Here is a 17,457-nt window from a genome sequence, read left to right as displayed (position 1 = left end):
CCTGTGGGCGGTGCTCCCGTTCAGGCCACCGGCCGGCCCCGCTGCCCCGGCACGCGGGGCGAGAAGCCGTCGGTGACGGGCTTGGCGCGCCCGGCCGCCGACTCCTGCTGCCGGGCCCGGTAGGCGGCCCGGTAGGCCGCCGGGGAGGCCCCCAGCTGGCGCCGGAAGTGCCCGCGCAGAGCGACGGGGGAACGGAAGCCGCAGCGGCCCGCCACCTCGTCCACCGAGTAGTCGGAGACCTCCAGCAGGCGCTGCGCCTGGAGCACCCGCTGCGTGATCAGCCACTGCAGGGGAGCGCTCCCAGTAAGGGACCGGAAGCGCCGGTCGAACGTGCGGCGGCTCATGTACGCGCGGGCCGCCAGGGTCTCCACGTCGAACTGCTCGTGGAGGTGCTCCAGCGCCCAGGCCACCACCTCGGCCAGCGGGTCCGCGCCGATGTCCTCTGGTAAAGAGCGGTCCAGATGGCGCGGCTGGCCGCTCTCGGCGCCGTTGCCGGCACCCCCTCTCCTGGTGGGCAGCACCAGCCGTCTGGCCAGGGCCGCCGCGGCTTCGGGGCCGTGGTCCATGCGGACGATGTGCAGGCACAGATCGATCCCCGCGGCCGTGCCGGCCGAGGTGAGGATGTCACCGTCGTCGACGAACAGCTCCCGCGGGTCCACATGGACCGACGGATAGCGCTTGGCCAGCGTGGGGGCGTACATCCAGTGGGTCGTCGCCGGTCTGCCGTCCAGCAGGCCGGCCGCTCCGAGCGCGAACGCGCCGGTGCACAACCCGACAATGCGGGCACCCTCAGTGTGCGCCCGGCGCAGCGCGGCGAGCGCGGCGGCGGGCGGCGGTCCGGTGATCGACCGCCAGGCGGGGACGATGACGGTTCCGGCCCGGGAGATCGCCCCCAGACCGTAGGGCGCGCGCAGTTCCAGTCCGCCCGTGGTGCGCAGCGGTCCTTCCTCCCCCGCGCAGGCCAGCAGGCGGTAGCGCGGCACTCCGGCGTCCTGACGATCGACGCCGAAGACGGAGAGCGGGATGGAACTTTCGAACATGGGGCTGCCACTGAACAGCAACACCGCGACGATCTCGCGGCGGCGCCGGGCAGCGAGCTTGACGGCGGGCTCGGGGCCGTGCGTTGGGTCCTGGCTCATGCTCCTCAGTTCCCTCGGTCGTCGCATCCTCTCGGTCCTGCACGTTTCCCCCGACGTGATTGCCAAGATCGAATCTACTGTGTCGGATGAGGTCGGCGGGACAAGTTCATCACTCGGCGCTAAATCGACATGACAACGTGGCGCGAAGCAGTCGATCAGGAAGCGTTACACGTACGAGCAGTTGGGGGAAGTGCGCCTTCTCGTCGTGCTCCGCACCGCCGGTGGCCGGGGCCCCCGGTGCCTCGCCGTTTCCCCGTGGGGCCGTGGGGTTGGCGGGGCGGGTGGGCAAGGTGTTTCAGTAGTGGGGAAGTTGGCTGAAAATAAAAGTCGTCAACAAGACTCCCGGCCGGTGATCGGACGTTCCGGCGGGTCGCCGGCAACGCCACAGACACCGTATCGTTACGCTCCGGCATCGGTCGCACACAAGGGCGCGGCGACCATTGCGCCCCGCCCCGCGGTACGGCATGCTGCTCGGTCACGGTTCGCGGGGTTGACAACGCCGTCAGCGGGAACCAGCAATGTACGACGTCATCTGGAGGTGGGCTTGTGGCTGAGGAAACAGCCTTGACGTGGGCCCTTCCGTGTCCCACACCCGTCCCTGCCGTGCTCACGAGGTCTCCTCGCTGACCGCCCGCCGAGGCACTGATGGCTGGATACGAGCTCCCAGAACCCACGGACCGCAAGCGTCTCGCGGATCCGTCCACTCCCCCCGCGCCCGCCGACGACGAGCGGTACACACGCGACCCCGCATTTCAGCATGGTGTCGTAGTCGGATTCGACGGATCGACCACCAGTGAGCGTGCTCTCGCATACGCCATTGGCATGGCTCACCGCGCCGGCTCCGGGCTGATCATCGTTCATGTGGCGAACCGACTGCCGACCACCGTATGGGCGGGATGCGAACCCCCCGCCCTGGTGGACATCCCCGACCACCGCACCGAGGTCATCGGTCTGGAGCTCGCGTGCTCGGACCTGCTGACCGACCTCCCCTGGGTCCTGCTGGAGCGTGGCGGCGACATCTGCCACGAACTGGAGGAGGTGGGCCAGGAGTACGAGGCGGACGCCATCGTCGTGGGCACCACCCAGGGGCTGCTGGGGCGGCTGTTCGGCTCGGTGTCCGGGCGGCTGGCCCGCCGGGCCCGGCGGCCGGTCATCGTCATCCCGTAACGGCCCGGGCACCGCGCGCCGGCGCCCGGCGCGCGCCGTCGTGCCCCCGTGCGCCCCGCTGCTTCCGCCGGCCGCACGGCAGGGGTCGTCTGCCCGCTTTTCGCCCGGCCACTCCCCCGGGGGTCGTTCCCGGGCCACCGGCGCCCGCCCCGGCGCGCCCGGTCGCGCGCCGCCGGGACACCGCCGCAAATTGCTGCCCCTCGCGGGGTGGATTGTGCGCTTGTGAGGGGCATACAGGGAGCAAGACCTCTGGCTGCCGCCGGGAGGTGACGGACCCGGCGGCGGCTGTCCCCCACGCCGGCGTAATGGGCGACGCCGGCGCGAGATGGCGGCCCCCGGGGGTGCGTATGGTGGCACGCACCCCGTCCGGGGGCCGCCGCTCTGTCCGCTGCGCCGCGAGGACGCCGCGGTGAGCTTGCCTACTCCACGGTGACGGACTTGGCCAGGTTGCGCGGCTTGTCGATGTCCCGGCCCAGCGCCAGCGCCGTGTGGTACGCCAGCAGCTGCAGCGGGATGCCCATCAGCACCGGGTCCAGCTCGGGCTCGTTGCGCGGCACCACGATGGTGTCGTCGGCCTTCTCCTGCTCGCTGTGCGCCACCGCCAGGATCCGCCCGCTGCGGGCCTTGATCTCCTCCAGGGTGGCCCGGTTCTTCTCCAGCAGGTCATCGTCCGGGATGATCGCGACGGTCGGGGTCGCGGGCTCGATGAGCGCCAGCGGGCCGTGCTTCAGCTCGGAGGCCGGGTACGCCTCGGCGTGGATGTAGGAGACCTCCTTGAGCTTCAGGGATGCCTCCTTGGCCACGGGGTAGCCGCGCACCCGCCCGACGAACATCATGCTCTTGGCGTCGGCGAAGTCGGCCGCCAGCTTGGCGATGCGCGGCTCGTCCGCGAGGACCTCGGCGATCTGGGCGGGCAGCTTGCGCAGCCCCTCGATGATCCGCTTGCCGTCGGAGACCGACAGGTCCCTGATCCGGCCCAGGTGCAGCGCCAGCAGCGCGAAGGCCACCGCCGTGTTGGTGAAGCACTTGGTGGACACTACGCACACCTCGGGCCCTGCGTGCACGTACACGCCGCCGTCGGTCTCGCGGGCGATGGCCGAGCCGACCACGTTCACCACGCCCAGCACCCGGGCGCCCTTGCGCTTGAGCTCCTGCACGGCGGCGAGGGTGTCGTAGGTCTCGCCGGACTGGCTGACCGCGATGTACAGGGTGTCGGGGTCCACCACCGCGTTGCGGTAGCGGAACTCGCTGGCCGGCTCGGCGTCCGCGGGGATGCGGGCCAGCTCCTCGATCAGCTGGGCGCCGATCTGGCCGGCGTGGTAGGCGGAGCCGCAGCCCAGGATCTTCACCCGGCGCATGGTGCGCGCCTCGCGGGCGTCGAGGTTGAGGCCACCGAGCCGCACCGTCGCGAAGCGGTCGTCGATCCGGCCGCGCAGCACGCGGTCCACGGCGTCCGCCTGCTCGGCGATCTCCTTGTGCATGTACGTGTCGTGGCCGCCCATGTCGTAGCTCTCGGCCTCCCACTCGACGGTGGTGGGCGCGGCGGAGGTACGGGAGCCGTCCGTGGTGTACGTGCGGTAGTCGTCGGCCTTGAGGGTGGCCATCTCGCCGTCGTCCAGGGTGATCACCTGGCGGGTGTGGCTGATGAGCGCGGCCACGTCGGAGGCGACGAACATCTCCTTCTCGCCGATGCCCAGGACCACCGGGGAGCCGTTGCGGGCGACCACGATGCGGTCGGGGAAGTCGGCGTGCAGCACGGCGATGCCGTAGGTGCCCTCGACGTAGCGCAGCGCCTCGCGGACCTTCTCCTCCAGCGTCTGCGACTGGGCGCGGGCGATGAGGTGGGCGAGGACCTCGGTGTCGGTGTCGGAGATCAGCTCGACGCCGTCCGCGGTGAGCTTGGCGCGCAGGTCGCCGGAGTTGTCGATGATGCCGTTGTGGACGACGGCGACCCGCTGTGCGGCGTCGGTGTGCGGGTGGGCGTTGATGTCGTTGGGGGCGCCGTGGGTGGCCCAGCGGGTGTGGGCGATGCCGGTGGTGCCGGCGAACCGGGCGGGGACCTTGGCCTCCAGGTCGCGGACCCGGCCCTTGTTCTTGACCGTCTTGAGGCCGCCGCCCTTGCCGCTGCTGTGGATGGCGATGCCGGCGGAGTCGTAGCCCCGGTATTCGAGGCGCTGCAGGCCCTCCAGGAGGAGGGGGGCGACATCCCGCTTCCCGATGTATCCGACGATTCCACACATAAGGGGTGTCCTCCTGGCTGGTTGATTCCTGCGGGCGGGCGGTGGGGCGGCGCGTACGGTGTACGGGTCCGGCGGGCGCGGTACGGCGGCGGTCAGCCGTACACGATCCGCCGCAGCTGTCGTATCGACAGTCGCGGCGGGGCCACCGCCCGGTGTGTCAGCTCCTCGGCGATCCGCTCGAAGATCACCGGATTGGTCAGTCCGTGCCCCTGGAGCTCGCGGTGCCGACGGCGCGTGTACTCCTCGATGGTCTCGTCGAAGTACGCGAGCACATCGAGGACGACACGCGCGGCCTCACCCCTGGCGAGCGGCGTGCTGCGCACCAGGTGGTCCACGAGGTCCTCGTGCGAGGACGTCCGACGTTCGAGCACCCCTCGATAGTGCGGATCAAGGACGGTTTCCGCAACAAATCTGCCCGATATCGGGCAGGGAGGTGGCGTTTCTCATTCCCGGGCGGCCAGCTCGGGGATGACCAGCGGGGTTCCGGCGACCGGGCACGGGATCACGGCGGCCCGCAGTCCGAACACCTCCCGCACCAGCCCGGGGGTGACCACCTCGGCCGGCGGACCGGCCGCCGCCACCTTCCCGTCCCGCATGGCGATCACATGATCGGCGTACCGGCAGGCGAGGTTCAGCTCGTGCAGCACCATCACCACGGTGCGTCCGCGCTCCCGGTTGAGCCGGGCGACCAGCTCCAGCACATCCACCTGGTGGGCGAGGTCCAGATAGGTGGTGGGTTCGTCCAACAGGAGCACCCCGGTGTCCTGGGCCAGCGCCATCGCGATCCACACCCGCTGCCGCTGGCCCCCGGACAGCGCGTCGAGGGAGCGCTCGGCCAGCGCGGTGGCCCCGGTGGCCGCGAGCGCGGCGTCCACCGCCTCCTCGTCGGCCGCCGACCACTGCCGCCACCAGCGCTGGTGCGGGGTACGGCCGCGGGCCACCAGGTCCCGTACGGTGATGCCGTCCGGGGCGGCCGGGGACTGCGGCAGCAGCGCCAGGCGCAGCGCCACCTCCCGGGCGCCCAGGGCGGCGATGTCCCGGCCGTCCAGGTGCACCGCCCCGGCGGCGGGCTTCAGCAGCCTGGCGAGGGCGCGCAGGGCGGTGGACTTGCCGCAGGCGTTCGGCCCGACCAGCACCGTCACCTTGCCGTCCGGGATCCGCAGATCGAGGTCCTCGGCGACGACGTGGTCCCCGTACTCCAGGCGCAGCCCGGCCGCGCCGAGGTGCGCCGCCCCGGCGTCCGTGGCGTCCGTCGTGGCGGTGGTGGTGGTCTCGGCGGGCATCTCAGCCTCCCCTTCCGGCCCGGTTGGAGCGGGCGAGCAAGAACAGCAGGTACGGGGCGCCCACGGCGCCGGTGACGATGCCGACCGGCAGTTCGGTCGGGGCGAGCACCAGCCGCCCGGCGAGGTCGGCGGCCAGCATCAGGACGGCGCCCATCAGCCCGGAGGTGAGCAGCGGCACCCCGGCGGTGCCGGCGACCCGGCGGGCGATCTGCGGGGCGCCCAGGGCCACGAAGGCGACCGGGCCCGCCACCGCGGTCGCCACCGCGGCCAGGCAGGTCGCGGCGATCAGCAGCACGACGCGCGCCCGGTGCAGCCGCATGCCCAGGCTGAGCGCGGTGGAGTCGTCGAACTGGAGCAGCTGGTAGGGGCGGGCCAGCGCGAAGGTGAGCGGCACCAGGATCAGCAGCGCCCAGCCGACCCAGGCGACGTGCGACCAGCTGCGGCCGTTGAGCGAGCCGGTGAGCCAGACCATGGCGCGCGCGGCCTGGTCGATGTCGGCGCGGGCCAGCATCCAGCGGGTGAGCGCGGCCAGCGCCCCGGCGGCGGCGATGCCCACCAGGACGAAGCGGTAGCCGGTGATGGTGCCGCCCCGGTAGGCGAAGGCGTAGATCACGGCGGCGGTGAGCAGCGCGCCGCCCAGCGCCCCGAAGGGCACCGCGCCGAAGGTTCCGGCGCCCGCCGCGGTGACCCCGCCGAACAGGATGGTGGCCACCGCGCCGGCCCCGGCCCCCGCCGAGATCCCGATGAGGTCGGGGGAGGCCAGCGGGTTGCGGGTGACGGCCTGGTAGACGGCGCCGGCCATGCCGAAGGCGAGCCCGGCCAGCACGGCGGTCAGGGCGCGGGGCAGCCGCAGCTTGTGCACGACGAGATCGGCGGCCCCGTCCCCGTAGCCGAACAGCGCGCCCAGCACGTCGGGCAGCGGGATGGCGTAGGTGCCCAGGGAGACGGAGGCGGTGAAGGCGGCGAAGCCGGCGAGCAGCAGCGCCAGGACGGTGGTGACCACCCGCACCGGTACGCGCAGCCCGAAGGGGCCGGCCTCGGCGGTCAGCGCGGTACGCGGGCCGGTACGGGTCCCGGGCTTCGGCGGGGCGCCGGTGCGGCTCATCGGGTGTGCTCCCGCAGCTTGCCGCGCTTGACCATGACGGCCAGGAAGGGGGCGCCGATGACGGCGGTGATCACTCCGGCCTCCAGTTCTCCGGGCCTGGCCACCACCCGGCCGATGACGTCGGCGGTCAGCAGCAGGACGCCGCCGCCCAGCGCCGAGCAGGGGATCAGCCAGCGGGCGTCCGGGCCGGTGACGGCGCGGACCAGATGCGGGATGACGAGGCCGACGAAGGTGACGGGGCCGGCGGCGGCCACCGCGGCGCCGGTCAGCACGATCACGGCGACCGCGCCCAGCGCGCGGGTGGTGCGCACCTTGGCGCCGAGCGTGGTGGCGAGGTCGTCGCCGAGCGCGAGGGCGTTGAGCCGCCCGCTGAGCGCGATGGCCAGCACCAGGCCGATGACGACGAACGGCGCGAGCTGCGGGCCGAGTGCGGCGTCGCGCCCGGCGAGTGAGCCGACGGCCCAGGAGCGGTACTGGTCCAGGGTGTTGACGTCGAGCAGGACCAGCGCGCTGGTGAACGAGCCGAGGAAGAGCGTCACGGCGGCGCCGGCCAGGGCGAGTTTGGCGGGGGTGGCGCCTCCGTAGCCGGTGCCGCCGACCGTGTAGGCGAGCAGTCCGGCGAGGGCGCCGCCGAGAAACGCGAACCAGATGTACTGGTAGGAGTGGGTGAGCGAGAACAGCCCGATGCCGGCCGCGACGGCGAAGGCCGCCCCGGCGCTGACCCCGATCAGGCCCGGATCGCCCAGCGGGTTGCGGGTGATGTCCTGGGCCACGGCCCCGGCGGCGCCGAGCGCGAGACCCACCAGCAGGCCCAGCACCGTACGCGGGAGGCGCAGGTCGCGCACCACCACGGCGTCGCCCTCGCGGCTTCCGGTGAGCGCGGCCAGCACATCGCCGAACGCGACCGGTTTGCTGCCGATGGCGAGGGAGGCGAACACGGCGGCGACCAGGGCGAGCAGCAGCACGAGCAGCGCGACCGTACGGGCCGGGCGGCCACGGCCGGGCGGGGGCGGGGCCGGCGGCGCCTGGACGGCGTCGGCGGTACTGGCGGAGGTGTCGGACACGCCCACAAGGTAAGGCAAGCCTGACTTGTGCGGTTCGCCACCCCCGTCTTCCGCCGGTCACCGGACGCTGGCTATGCTCACACCGCCCTTACCAAGGCAAGCCTTACCTAAAACGAAAGAGGGACCCGTGACCACCCCCCTGCGGCGCCGCTGGCGCCACCGCGTTGGCGCCTTCGCGCTGATGACCGCGCTGGCCGCCGGGCTGGCCGGCTGCGGGTCCGACGGCGGATCCTCGCCGGCCGACAGCGACAACAGCGACAACAGTGCCACCGACGCCGGCTCCGGCGACGCCTCGTTCCCGCGCACCGTCACCCACGACAAGGGCAGCACCGAGATCCCGGCCGCGCCGCAGCGGATCGTGGCGCTGGACAACAGCCTGGTCGAGGCGGTCGTGGCCCTGGACGGCAACCTCGTGGCCGGCGTCGGCGGCTACCGCAACCTGGACGGCTTCCCCGCGTACCTGGGCGACGCCGTCAAGGACACGGTGGACGTGGGCCCGCTGGAGAGCCCCAACCTGGAGCAGATCATGCTCCTGGAGCCCGATCTGATCATCTCCGCGACGGTGCGCCACGACGAGCTGTACGACACGCTCTCCGACATCGCGCCCACCCTGTTCGTCGCCACCACCGGGCCGACCTGGAAGGACAACATCGCCCTGGTCGGCGAGGCCCTGGGCGCGGAGGACCGGGCGGCGGAACAGATCACCGCGTACGAGACCCGGGCGGCGGCGATCGGCGAGGCCGTCAACGCCGCACACGACAACCCGACCGTCTCGGTCGTCCGGTTCCTCGACGGCCCCACCCGCATCTATCTGCCGCACACCTTCTCCGGCATCATCCTGGCCGACATGGGGCTGACCCGGCCGGAGAACCAGCGCGATCCCGAGGAGTTCACCCTGGAGATCAGCGAGGAGCAGATCGAGCAGGCCGAGGCCGATGTGATCTTCTACACCACGTACTCGGGCGGTGAGGACCGCAAGGAGCGGTTCCTGGCGAACCCGCTGTGGGAACGGCTGAGCGCGGTGGAGAACGGCGACGTGTACGAGGTCGACGACGCCATCTGGATGACCTCGGTGTCCCTGCAGGGCGCGGACCAGGTACTGGACAACATGGCGGAGATCTTCGGCGTCGACGCGGCGAAGTGACCCCGGGGACGGACGGCGGGCGGAGAATGCGGGCATGATCCCCCAGCGCTCCGCCCGCCGCCGTCTGCCCGCGACCGTTCTGCTGCTTCCGCTGCTCGCGCTGCCGCTCACCGCCTGCGGCAGCGGGGGCCCGGCCGCCCCGGCCGCCGAGGCCGTCGACCCGACGCCGCCGGCCGACACCTCCGCAGCGCCCGCCTCGCCCGACGCACCGGACCCGTCCGAGCCCGCCGATCCGGCGGAGCCGACGGCCCCGGCGGACCCGGCGGACCCCTCGGCGCCCGCGGAGTTCCCCGGCGTGGACCCGGAGCTGATCTACCTCACCGAGATCCCCGGCTACACCCTGGCGCCGCAGTCGGCGGGGGTCATCGGGGACGACGGCTGGGGCTGCTCCTACGTCTCGGCCACGGGCGGGACGATCGAACTGCGGGTGGAACGGGCCGAGCCCGGCGCCGCCGACACGGACATCACCGCCGACCGGGCGGCGGGCATCACCGAATTCCACCGGATCCGCGACGGCGTGCGGATCTCCGTCCTCACGACCGACCCGGACGCCGACCCCGACCTGCTGCGCGCCGCGCTGGAGGCCGCGCACCCGGCCGACGCCGCCGAGCTGGCCGAGGCACTGCCGCGCAAGGACGGCGGCGCCCCGGTCCAGCGCGGCGACCTCCCGCCCAACGGCGACGGCGCCCCCCTGGATCCGGAGGGCGCCGCCGGCTGAGTCACCGGCCCGCCGGGGGCCGCACGGCCGGAACCGGCCGGACGGCGCGGTGGTCGGCCGGGTGGTGCTGTCCTACAACCGGTTGAGCAGGGCCTTCTTCGCCGCGCCGAACTCCTCGTCGGTCAGGACCCCGGTGTCGTGCAGTTCCCCCAGCTCCCACAGCCGGCGCAGCACCGCGTCCTGCTCGCTGCCCGCGTCCCCGTTCGCCGCCCGCGGCGGCTCGGGCTGCGCGGGCACCGGCACGGGGACGGTCCCCTCCCCGGTGGAGGGGTGCGGCAGCCGGGCGGCCAGCGCGGCCACGAACAGCGCCGACTCGGTGACGTCCTTCACCTCGCGCCAGCCCCACATCACCACACAGTTGGGGTCGTGGGAGGGCTTGTAGGTGGAGTGCGCGCCCTTGGGGTGCAGCCGGACGAAGCCGTTCTCTATCCGCGGCGGCGCCCACTCGACGGCGGCCAGATCGCTCAGCGCGATGACCCGGGCGCCGCTGTTCTTCTTGATGTCGTCCGCGCCCCAGCCCCAGTCGATGCGGATCTGGGCGCCGTCGAAGGTGGCCTCACCGTCCGAGGCGTGCAGCGTGATCGGGACCTGGGGCCCCGGCAGCAGATAGCGGTCGGTGGGGGTCGCGGGCACCTGCGCGGTCCGCAGTGCCTCGGTGATCTCGGCCGCCAGTTCCCGGGCGGCGTCCGCCCGGTCGTGCGGCACCTCCAGCAGGTACGGATCGGCCACGGCCGGCAGCTTGCCGCCGGTCGCCTGTGTCAGCGGATCCGCGCCCTCCCGCAGGCGCAGCCGCAATCTGTCGTGCTTGCGCCCGGGCTCGAAGGAAACCTCCGCCACCGCTTCCAGCGGCACGGTCAGCTCCCCCAGAGCGGTGCGCAGCGCATGCACCCCCTTCCCTTGCCCGGGCACGATGCGCAGCACCGAGCCGTCGAAATACCAGTTACCGGCTCGCTGGGTGATCTCAGCCATGTCACCAGATTGTGCCAGCAGGCCGCGAACGCCAAATTCCCCCCACCACCTACCCCACGGACCCCGCCGTGGGGCAGGCGCACCACCGTCCGGCAGGAGGGTCAGCCGACGCCGATTTCCCGGGCGATCAGCATGCGCTGGACCTCGCTCGTGCCCTCCCCGATCTCCAGGATCTTCGCGTCGCGCCACATCCTGGCGACCGGGTACTCGTTCATGAAGCCGTAGCCGCCGTGGATCTGGGTGGCCTCCCTGGCATTGACCACGGCCACGTCCGAGGAGTGCAGCTTGGCCATCGCCGCCTCCTTCTTGAACGGCTCGCCCGCCATCAGCCGGGCCGCCGCGTCCCGCCAGGCCAGCCGCGCCGTGTGCGCCCGCATCTCCATGTCGGCCAGCTTGAACTGGATGGCCTGGTTGGCGCCGATCGGGCGGCCGAACGCCTCCCGCTCCCCCGCGTACCGCACCGACTCGTCCACGCAGCCCTGCGCGAGCCCGGTGCCCAGCGCCGAGATGGCGATCCGGCCCTCGTCCAGGATCCGCAGGAACTGGGCGTACCCGCGGCCCTCCTCGCCCAGCAGGTTCTCCACCGGCACCCGGACGTCCGAGAAGGACAGCTCCCGGGTGTCGGAGGCGTTCCAGCCGACCTTGGAGTAGCCGGGGGCCACCGTGAAGCCGGGGGTGCCGGAGGGCACGATGATGGTGGAGATCAGCGGGGAGCCGTCCGGTTTGCGGCCGGTGACGGCGGTGACCGTGACGAGCCCGGTGATGTCGGTCCCGGAGTTGGTGATGAAGCTCTTGGTGCCGTTGATCACCCACAGGTCCCCGTCCCGCACCGCAGTGGTACGGGTACCCCCCGCGTCGGAGCCGACGCCGGGCTCGGTCAGCCCGAAGGCACCCAGCATCTCGCCCGAGCACAGCTTGGGCAGCCAGCGCTCCTTCTGCTCGGCGGTGCCGTAGCGGTAGATCGGCATGGCCCCCAGCGAGACCCCCGCCTCCAGGGTGATGGCCACCGAGGAGTCCACCCGCGCCAGCTCCTCCAGGGCCAGGCACAGCGCCAGGTAGTCGCCGCCCATGCCGCCGTACTCCTCGGGGAACGGCAGCCCGAACAGCCCCATGGCGGCCATCTCGCGGACGATGTCGTACGGGAACGCGTGGCGTTCGTAGAACTCCCCGATCCTCGGGGCCACCACGTCGTGGGCGAACGCCTCCACGGTGCGGCGCAGCTCTTCGTGCTCCGGGGTCAGGCGGTGGTCCAGTGCCATGGGTCAGGACTCCTTGTGGGAGAGCGCGCGTACGGTGCGCGAGGGGCTGGGCCGGCCGAGGTGTGAGGCCAGCCAGTCACTGGTGGCGACGAGTCGCCGCAGGTCGACGCCGGTGTCGATGCCCAGGCCCTGGAGCATCCACAGCAGGTCCTCGGTGGCGAGGTTGCCCGTGGCGCTCTTGGCGAACGGGCAGCCGCCGAGACCGCCCGCGGAGGCGTCGACGGTGGTGACGCCGTGCCGCAGGGCGGTGAGGGTGTTGGACAGGGCCTGGCCGTAGGTGTCGTGGAAGTGGACGGCGAGCCGGCCGGGCGGCACCCCGGCCTCCCCCAGCGCGCCGAGCAGCGCGGTGACCTGCCCCGGGGTGGCGACCCCGATGGTGTCCCCGAGGCTGATCTCCTCGCACCCCAGGTCGAGCAGGCGCAGCACGACGCGCACCACCTGCGCGGCCGGTACCGGGCCCTCCCAGGGGTCGCCGAAGCACATGGAGAGGTAGCCGCGCACCGGGACCTCGGCGCGCAGCGCGCGGCTCACCACCGGCTCGAACATGGTGAGGGTCTCGTCCACCGTGCGGTTGAGGTTGGCCTGGGCGAAGGACTCGGTGGCGCTGGCGAACACCGCGATCTCGCGGACGCCCAGCGACAGGGCGCGGTCCAGGCCGCGTTCGTTGGGGACCAGCACGGGCAGCCGGACGGCGCGGTCGCCGAGGTCCTCCAGCAGCGGCATCAGCTCCGCGGCGTCGGCGAGCTGGGGGACCCAGGCGGGGTGGACGAAGCTGGTGGCCTCGACGGTGCTGAGCCCGGCGTCGGCCAGCCGATGGATGAACTCGGCCTTGACGGCGACGGGGACGATCGTCTTCTCGTTCTGCAGGCCGTCCCGGGGGCCCACCTCGTGGATGCGGACCCGGGCGGGCAGGCCCGGGTCGGGGACACGCATGGGGAGTTCGCCGGTCACGGGGTCTCCTCGTCCTGGTGGGCGGCGACGACGGCCAGCACCTGGTCCATGGCGACGGTGCTGCCGGCGGTGACGTCGAGGGCGGTGACGGTGCCGGCGTGCGGGGCGGTGATGAGGTGTTCCATCTTCATGGCCTCGACGACCAGCAGGGTCTGTCCGGCGCTCACCTCGTCGCCGGCCGCCGCCTTGACGACGGTGACGGTGCCGGGCATCGGCGCGGTGAGGGCGTCGGCGCCGGCCTCGGTGGCGCCGCGCGCCGCGGCGGCCAGCGCGTCGTACGGGCGCGGGTGCCAGCTGTCCCCGTCCCGGCCGAGCCATCCGTCGGCGTACGCGAAGTGATACGTGTACCCCGCATACTCCAGGTGGACGTCCGCCTCGCCGGGCGCCGACAGCAGACGGGCGGGCACGGGGTCGGCGTCCCCGATCCGTACCTCCCCGGGGCGCACGCGCACCGTGACGGGCTCCCGCCCCGGCACCCGCAGGGGATGCGGTGTCCAGGCCGGTTCGGCGCCCAGCCGCCACCCGGACGGCGCGGCGAACGGGTCGCTCCAGCCGGTGCCGGGATCCGGGGCGGGCTCCAGCGCGGCGTGCGCCAGCAGCGCCGCCGCCGCGTACACCTCCCGTGGCACCTCCTGCGGCACCAGCGCCGCCGCGTCCGCGTCCACCAGGCCGGTGTCCAGGGCGCCCGCCACCACCCGCTCATCCGCCAGCAGCCGGCGCAGGAAGCCCGCGTTGGTGTCCACGCCCAGCACCACCGTGGAGCCCAGCGCGGCCCGCAGCCGGCCCAGCGCCGCGGACCGGTCGGGGCCGTACGCGATGATCTTGGCGAGCAGCGGGTCGTACGCCGTGCCGACCTCGCCGCCGACGCCCTCGCGCAGCCCGGAGTCCACCCGTACCCCCTCCCCCGCCGGCTCGCGCAGCAGCAGCACCCGCCCGGCCGAGGGCAGGAAGTCCACGTGCCGCCGCCCGTCCGCGTCCTGCGCGACGCGCGGCGTCTCCGCGCACAGCCGGGCCTCCACCGCGTGCCCGGTGAGCGTGATCTCCTCCTGGCCCAGCGGCAGCGGCTGCCCGGCGGCGACCCGCAGCTGCCACTCCACCAGGTCGACCCCGGTGACGAGTTCGGTGACGGGGTGCTCGACCTGCAGGCGGGTGTTCATCTCCATGAAGCAGTACGCGCCGGGGTCGGCGCCGGGGACGATGAACTCGACCGTGCCCGCGCCCCGGTAGCCGCAGGAGCGGGCGGCGGCGACGGCGGCCTCGCCCATGGCGGCGCGGGTGGCCGGATCCAGCAGCGGGCTGGGCGCCTCCTCGATGATCTTCTGGTGGCGGCGCTGGAGGGAGCACTCGCGTTCGCCGAGGTGGACGACGTTGCCGTGGTCGTCCGCGAACACCTGGATCTCGATGTGCCGCGGCCGGTCGATCCAGCGTTCCACCAGCAGGGTGTCGTCGCCGAAGGCGGCCAGCGCCTGCCGCCGGGCGGCGCCGATCTCCTCCTCCAGGCGGGCCTCCTCGCGCACCAGCCGCATGCCCTTGCCGCCACCGCCCGCCGACGGCTTCAGCAGCACCGGCATGCCCAGCTTGCGGGCCGCGGCGGCCAGTTCGGCGCCCGAGGCGCCGGGCACCACCGGGACCCCGGCCGCCGCGACCGTCTCCTTGGCGCGGATCTTGTCGCCCATCAGCGCGATCGCCTCGGCCGGCGGGCCCACGAAGATGAGCCCGGCGGCGGTCACGGCCCGCGCGAAGGCGGCGTTCTCGGCGAGGAAGCCGTAGCCGGGGTGGACGGCCGCGGCCCCGGTGCGGTGCGCCGCCGCCAGCAGCGCCTCGACCGACAGATAGCTGTCGGCGGCCGGGGCGGGGCCGATGCGGACGGCCGTGTCCGCCTCCCGCACGTGCCGGGCGCCGGCGTCCGCGTCGCTGTACACGGCGATGGCGCGGATGCCCAGCCGGCGCAGGGTGCGGATGATCCGCACCGCGATCTCGCCCCGGTTGGCGACCAGCACGCTCTCCATCATCACGTTCGCTGCCACTGCTGCTCCCTCACTCACATCCGGAAGACGCCGTAGCCGGGCTCGCCCAGCGGGGCACCCGCGCACACCGTGAGCGCCAGGCCGAGGACCGTACGGGTCTGCAGCGGGTCGATGACGCCGTCGTCCCACAGCCGGGCGGTGGCGTAGTAGGCGTTGCCCTGGGCCTCGTAGCCGGCCCGGATCGGCTCCTTGAACGCCTCCTCATCGGCGTCCGGCCACTGTTCGCCGCGCGCCGCCAACTGGTCGCGCTTGACGGTGGCCAGGACGGAGGCGGCCTGTTCGCCGCCCATCACGGAGATCTTGGCGCCGGGCCACATCCACAGGAAGCGCGGGCTGTACGCCCGGCCGCACATCGAGTAGTTGCCGGCCCCGTAGCTGCCGCCGATGACGACGGTGAGCTTGGGGACGCGGGCGCAGGAGACGGCGGTGACCATCTTGGCGCCGTGCTTGGCGATGCCGCCGGCCTCGTACGCCCGCCCCACCATGAAGCCGGAGATGTTCTGCAGGAACAGCAACGGGATGCCGCGCTGGTCGCACAGCTCGATGAAGTGGGCGCCCTTCTGGGCGGATTCGGAGAACAGGATGCCGTTGTTGGCGATGACGCCGACCGGATGGCCGTGGATGCGGGCGAATCCGGTGACCAGGGTGGGGCCGTAGCGTTCCTTGAACTCGTGGAAGCGGGAGCCGTCCACCAGCCGGGCGATGACCTCGCGCACGTCGTAGGGGGTGCGCGGATCGGCGGGGACCACCCCGTACAGGCCCTCCTCGTCGGCGGCCGGCGGCTCGGGCGCGGTGACCTCCCAGGGCGGCGCGGGCGCGGCCGGGAGGGTGGAGACGATGCTGCGGACGATGCGCAGCGCGTGGGCGTCGTTCTCGGCGAGGTGGTCGGTGACGCCGGAGGTCTTGGTGTGGACGTCGCCGCCGCCCAGTTCCTCGGCGGTGACGACCTCGCCGGTGGCGGCCTTCACCAGGGGCGGGCCGCCCAGGAAGATGGTGCCCTGGTCGCGGACGATGACGGCCTCGTCGCTCATGGCGGGGACGTAGGCGCCGCCGGCCGTGCAGGAGCCGAGCACGGCGGCGATCTGCGGGATGCCCGCGCCCGACAGCCTGGCCTGGTGGTAGAAGATCCGGCCGAAGTGGTCGCGGTCGGGGAAGACCTCGTCCTGCATCGGCAGGAACGCGCCGCCGGAGTCGACGAGATACAGGCACGGGAGACGGTTCTCCAGGGCGATCTCCTGGGCACGCAGATGCTTCTTGACCGTCATCGGGAAGTACGCCCCGCCCTTGACGGTGGCGTCGTTGGCGACGATGACGGCCAGCCGTCCCGAGACCCGGCCGATGCCGGCGATCACCCCGGCGGCGGGGGCCTGCCCGTCGTACATGCCGTCGGCGGCGAGCGGGGCCAGTTCCAGGAAGGGCGAGCCGGGGTCCAGGAGGGCGTCCACGCGGTCGCGGGGCAGCAGCTTGCCCCGGGCGGTGTGCCGGGCGCGGGCGCGTTCGCCGCCGCCGAGCCGGGCGGTGGCCAGTTTCTCGCGGAGCCGGGCGGCCAGTTCCCGGTGGGCGGCCTCGTTGGCGCCGTACGCCGCCGAGGCGGGGTCTGCGGCGCTGGTGAGCACCGGTGCCTGCGGAGTCTGTGCCTGCCGCATGATCGCTCGGCCTCCCTTACCAGCTGTGCGGAGCGGTGTGCCGAGCGTCAGGTTAACGCTCGCTAACCGGACTGTCTACAATCGGATCCATGAACACGCACGCCGGGCCCGCCGGAACCCGCAGAGAACAGATCCTGCGCGAGGCGTCCCGGCTCTTCGCCGAGCACGGCTTCCTCGGCATCGGGGTCGACCAGATAGGGGCGGCGGTCGGCATCAGCGGACCGGCGCTGTACCGGCACTTCGCCGGCAAGGAGGCCATGCTCACCGAGCTGCTGGTGGGCATCAGCAGCCGGCTGCGGGACGGCGGACGGCAGCGGGTGGCCGAGGCCAGGGCGGCCGGGCTGCCGCCGCGCGAGGCACTGGACGCGCTGATCGCCGGGCACATCGACTTCGCGCTGGACGACCGGGCGCTGATCACCCTGCACGACCGGGAGCTGAACCGGGTGCCGGAGGCGGACCGCAAGCAGGTGCGGCAGCTTCAGCGGCAGTACGTGGAGCTGTGGGTGGAGATCGTGCGCGAGGTGCACCCCGGGCTGGCCGAGGCGGAGGCGCGGACGGCCGTTCACGCGGTCTTCGGCCTGCTGAACTCCACCCCGCGCCTGGTGCGGCCGGGCGCCGCGCCGGACCGCGAGGCGACGGCGGCCCTGCTGCACCGGCTGGCGTCGGGCGCCTTCGAGGCGGCGGGCGGGACCGCCGCGTCCGGGGGTTAGCCCCCGCGGGCACCCACCGGGCCACCCCATCCCGC

General features: G+C 73.2%; 15 protein-coding genes. 4 read left to right on the top strand and 11 right to left on the bottom strand.

Annotated features, from left to right (window positions below; genetic code table 11):
- Positions 1 to 20: 20 nt before the first annotated feature.
- The gene (locus tag ACTFAP_RS19860) at positions 21 to 1,139 is read right to left on the bottom strand and encodes a helix-turn-helix domain-containing protein (protein WP_495681755.1); all 1,119 of its coding nucleotides are present in this window, start codon (positions 1,137 to 1,139) and stop codon (positions 21 to 23) included.
- A 645-nt stretch (positions 1,140 to 1,784) separates the two neighbouring features.
- On the opposite strand from ACTFAP_RS19860, the gene ACTFAP_RS19855 reads away from it, so the two are divergent.
- Positions 1,785 to 2,306 (top strand): universal stress protein, encoded by a 522-nt coding sequence (locus ACTFAP_RS19855; protein WP_390117228.1) that lies wholly within the window; start codon positions 1,785 to 1,787, stop codon positions 2,304 to 2,306.
- A 419-nt stretch (positions 2,307 to 2,725) separates the two neighbouring features.
- On the opposite strand, the gene glmS is transcribed toward ACTFAP_RS19855, so the two are convergent.
- The 5 genes from glmS to ACTFAP_RS19830 form a co-directional block, all read right to left on the bottom strand.
- Positions 2,726 to 4,546, bottom strand: a complete 1,821-nt coding sequence (glmS, locus tag ACTFAP_RS19850; RefSeq protein WP_030737159.1) for a glutamine--fructose-6-phosphate transaminase (isomerizing) — start codon at positions 4,544 to 4,546, stop codon at positions 2,726 to 2,728.
- 92 nt (positions 4,547 to 4,638) lie between these two features.
- Positions 4,639 to 4,917: a hypothetical protein gene (locus ACTFAP_RS19845; protein ID WP_030737162.1), complete on the bottom strand. Its 279-nt coding sequence runs from the start codon at positions 4,915 to 4,917 to the stop codon at positions 4,639 to 4,641.
- A gap of 72 nt (positions 4,918 to 4,989) precedes the next feature.
- The gene (locus ACTFAP_RS19840) at positions 4,990 to 5,829 is read right to left on the bottom strand and encodes an ABC transporter ATP-binding protein (RefSeq protein WP_500467007.1); all 840 of its coding nucleotides are present in this window, start codon (positions 5,827 to 5,829) and stop codon (positions 4,990 to 4,992) included.
- 1 nt (position 5,830) lies between these two features.
- On the bottom strand, positions 5,831 to 6,934 hold the full coding sequence (locus ACTFAP_RS19835; protein WP_500467006.1) for a FecCD family ABC transporter permease: 1,104 nt from the start codon (positions 6,932 to 6,934) through the stop codon (positions 5,831 to 5,833).
- Positions 6,931 to 8,004: a FecCD family ABC transporter permease gene (locus ACTFAP_RS19830; RefSeq protein WP_390117838.1), complete on the bottom strand. Its 1,074-nt coding sequence runs from the start codon at positions 8,002 to 8,004 to the stop codon at positions 6,931 to 6,933. Before ACTFAP_RS19830 ends, ACTFAP_RS19835 begins: the two co-directional genes overlap by 4 nt.
- Positions 8,005 to 8,125: 121 nt before the next feature.
- On the opposite strand from ACTFAP_RS19830, the gene ACTFAP_RS19825 reads away from it, so the two are divergent.
- The gene (locus ACTFAP_RS19825) at positions 8,126 to 9,142 is read left to right on the top strand and encodes an ABC transporter substrate-binding protein (protein WP_500467005.1); all 1,017 of its coding nucleotides are present in this window, start codon (positions 8,126 to 8,128) and stop codon (positions 9,140 to 9,142) included.
- Between the two features lie 34 nt (positions 9,143 to 9,176).
- Positions 9,177 to 9,860 (top strand): hypothetical protein, encoded by a 684-nt coding sequence (locus tag ACTFAP_RS19820; protein WP_500467004.1) that lies wholly within the window; start codon positions 9,177 to 9,179, stop codon positions 9,858 to 9,860.
- Between the two features lie 72 nt (positions 9,861 to 9,932).
- Here ACTFAP_RS19820 and ACTFAP_RS19815 read toward each other — a convergent pair whose 3' ends face one another.
- The 5 genes from ACTFAP_RS19815 to ACTFAP_RS19795 form a co-directional block, all read right to left on the bottom strand.
- Positions 9,933 to 10,829: a DUF4429 domain-containing protein gene (locus ACTFAP_RS19815; protein ID WP_495681750.1), complete on the bottom strand. Its 897-nt coding sequence runs from the start codon at positions 10,827 to 10,829 to the stop codon at positions 9,933 to 9,935.
- A 101-nt stretch (positions 10,830 to 10,930) separates the two neighbouring features.
- Positions 10,931 to 12,088: an acyl-CoA dehydrogenase family protein gene (locus ACTFAP_RS19810; protein WP_495681749.1), complete on the bottom strand. Its 1,158-nt coding sequence runs from the start codon at positions 12,086 to 12,088 to the stop codon at positions 10,931 to 10,933.
- A gap of 3 nt (positions 12,089 to 12,091) precedes the next feature.
- The gene (locus ACTFAP_RS19805; protein ID WP_495684981.1) at positions 12,092 to 13,021 is read right to left on the bottom strand and encodes a hydroxymethylglutaryl-CoA lyase; all 930 of its coding nucleotides are present in this window, start codon (positions 13,019 to 13,021) and stop codon (positions 12,092 to 12,094) included.
- Positions 13,022 to 13,035: 14 nt separating this feature from the next.
- Positions 13,036 to 15,051: an acetyl/propionyl/methylcrotonyl-CoA carboxylase subunit alpha gene (locus ACTFAP_RS19800; RefSeq protein WP_500469503.1), complete on the bottom strand. Its 2,016-nt coding sequence runs from the start codon at positions 15,049 to 15,051 to the stop codon at positions 13,036 to 13,038.
- 29 nt (positions 15,052 to 15,080) lie between these two features.
- The gene (locus ACTFAP_RS19795; RefSeq protein ID WP_500467003.1) at positions 15,081 to 16,712 is read right to left on the bottom strand and encodes a carboxyl transferase domain-containing protein; all 1,632 of its coding nucleotides are present in this window, start codon (positions 16,710 to 16,712) and stop codon (positions 15,081 to 15,083) included.
- An 89-nt stretch (positions 16,713 to 16,801) separates the two neighbouring features.
- Here ACTFAP_RS19795 and ACTFAP_RS19790 point away from each other — a divergent pair, with 89 nt between their 5' ends.
- Positions 16,802 to 17,422 carry an SACE_7040 family transcriptional regulator gene (locus tag ACTFAP_RS19790; protein WP_495681747.1) on the top strand — a complete coding sequence of 207 codons (621 nt, stop codon included), beginning with the start codon at positions 16,802 to 16,804 and terminating at the stop codon, positions 17,420 to 17,422.
- Positions 17,423 to 17,457: the final 35 nt, after the last annotated feature.

This window comes from Streptomyces sp. PH9007, from assembly GCF_059813725.1.
Note: the sequence above shows the minus strand (reverse complement) of the source record. Positions and strands in the feature narration are given on the sequence as shown.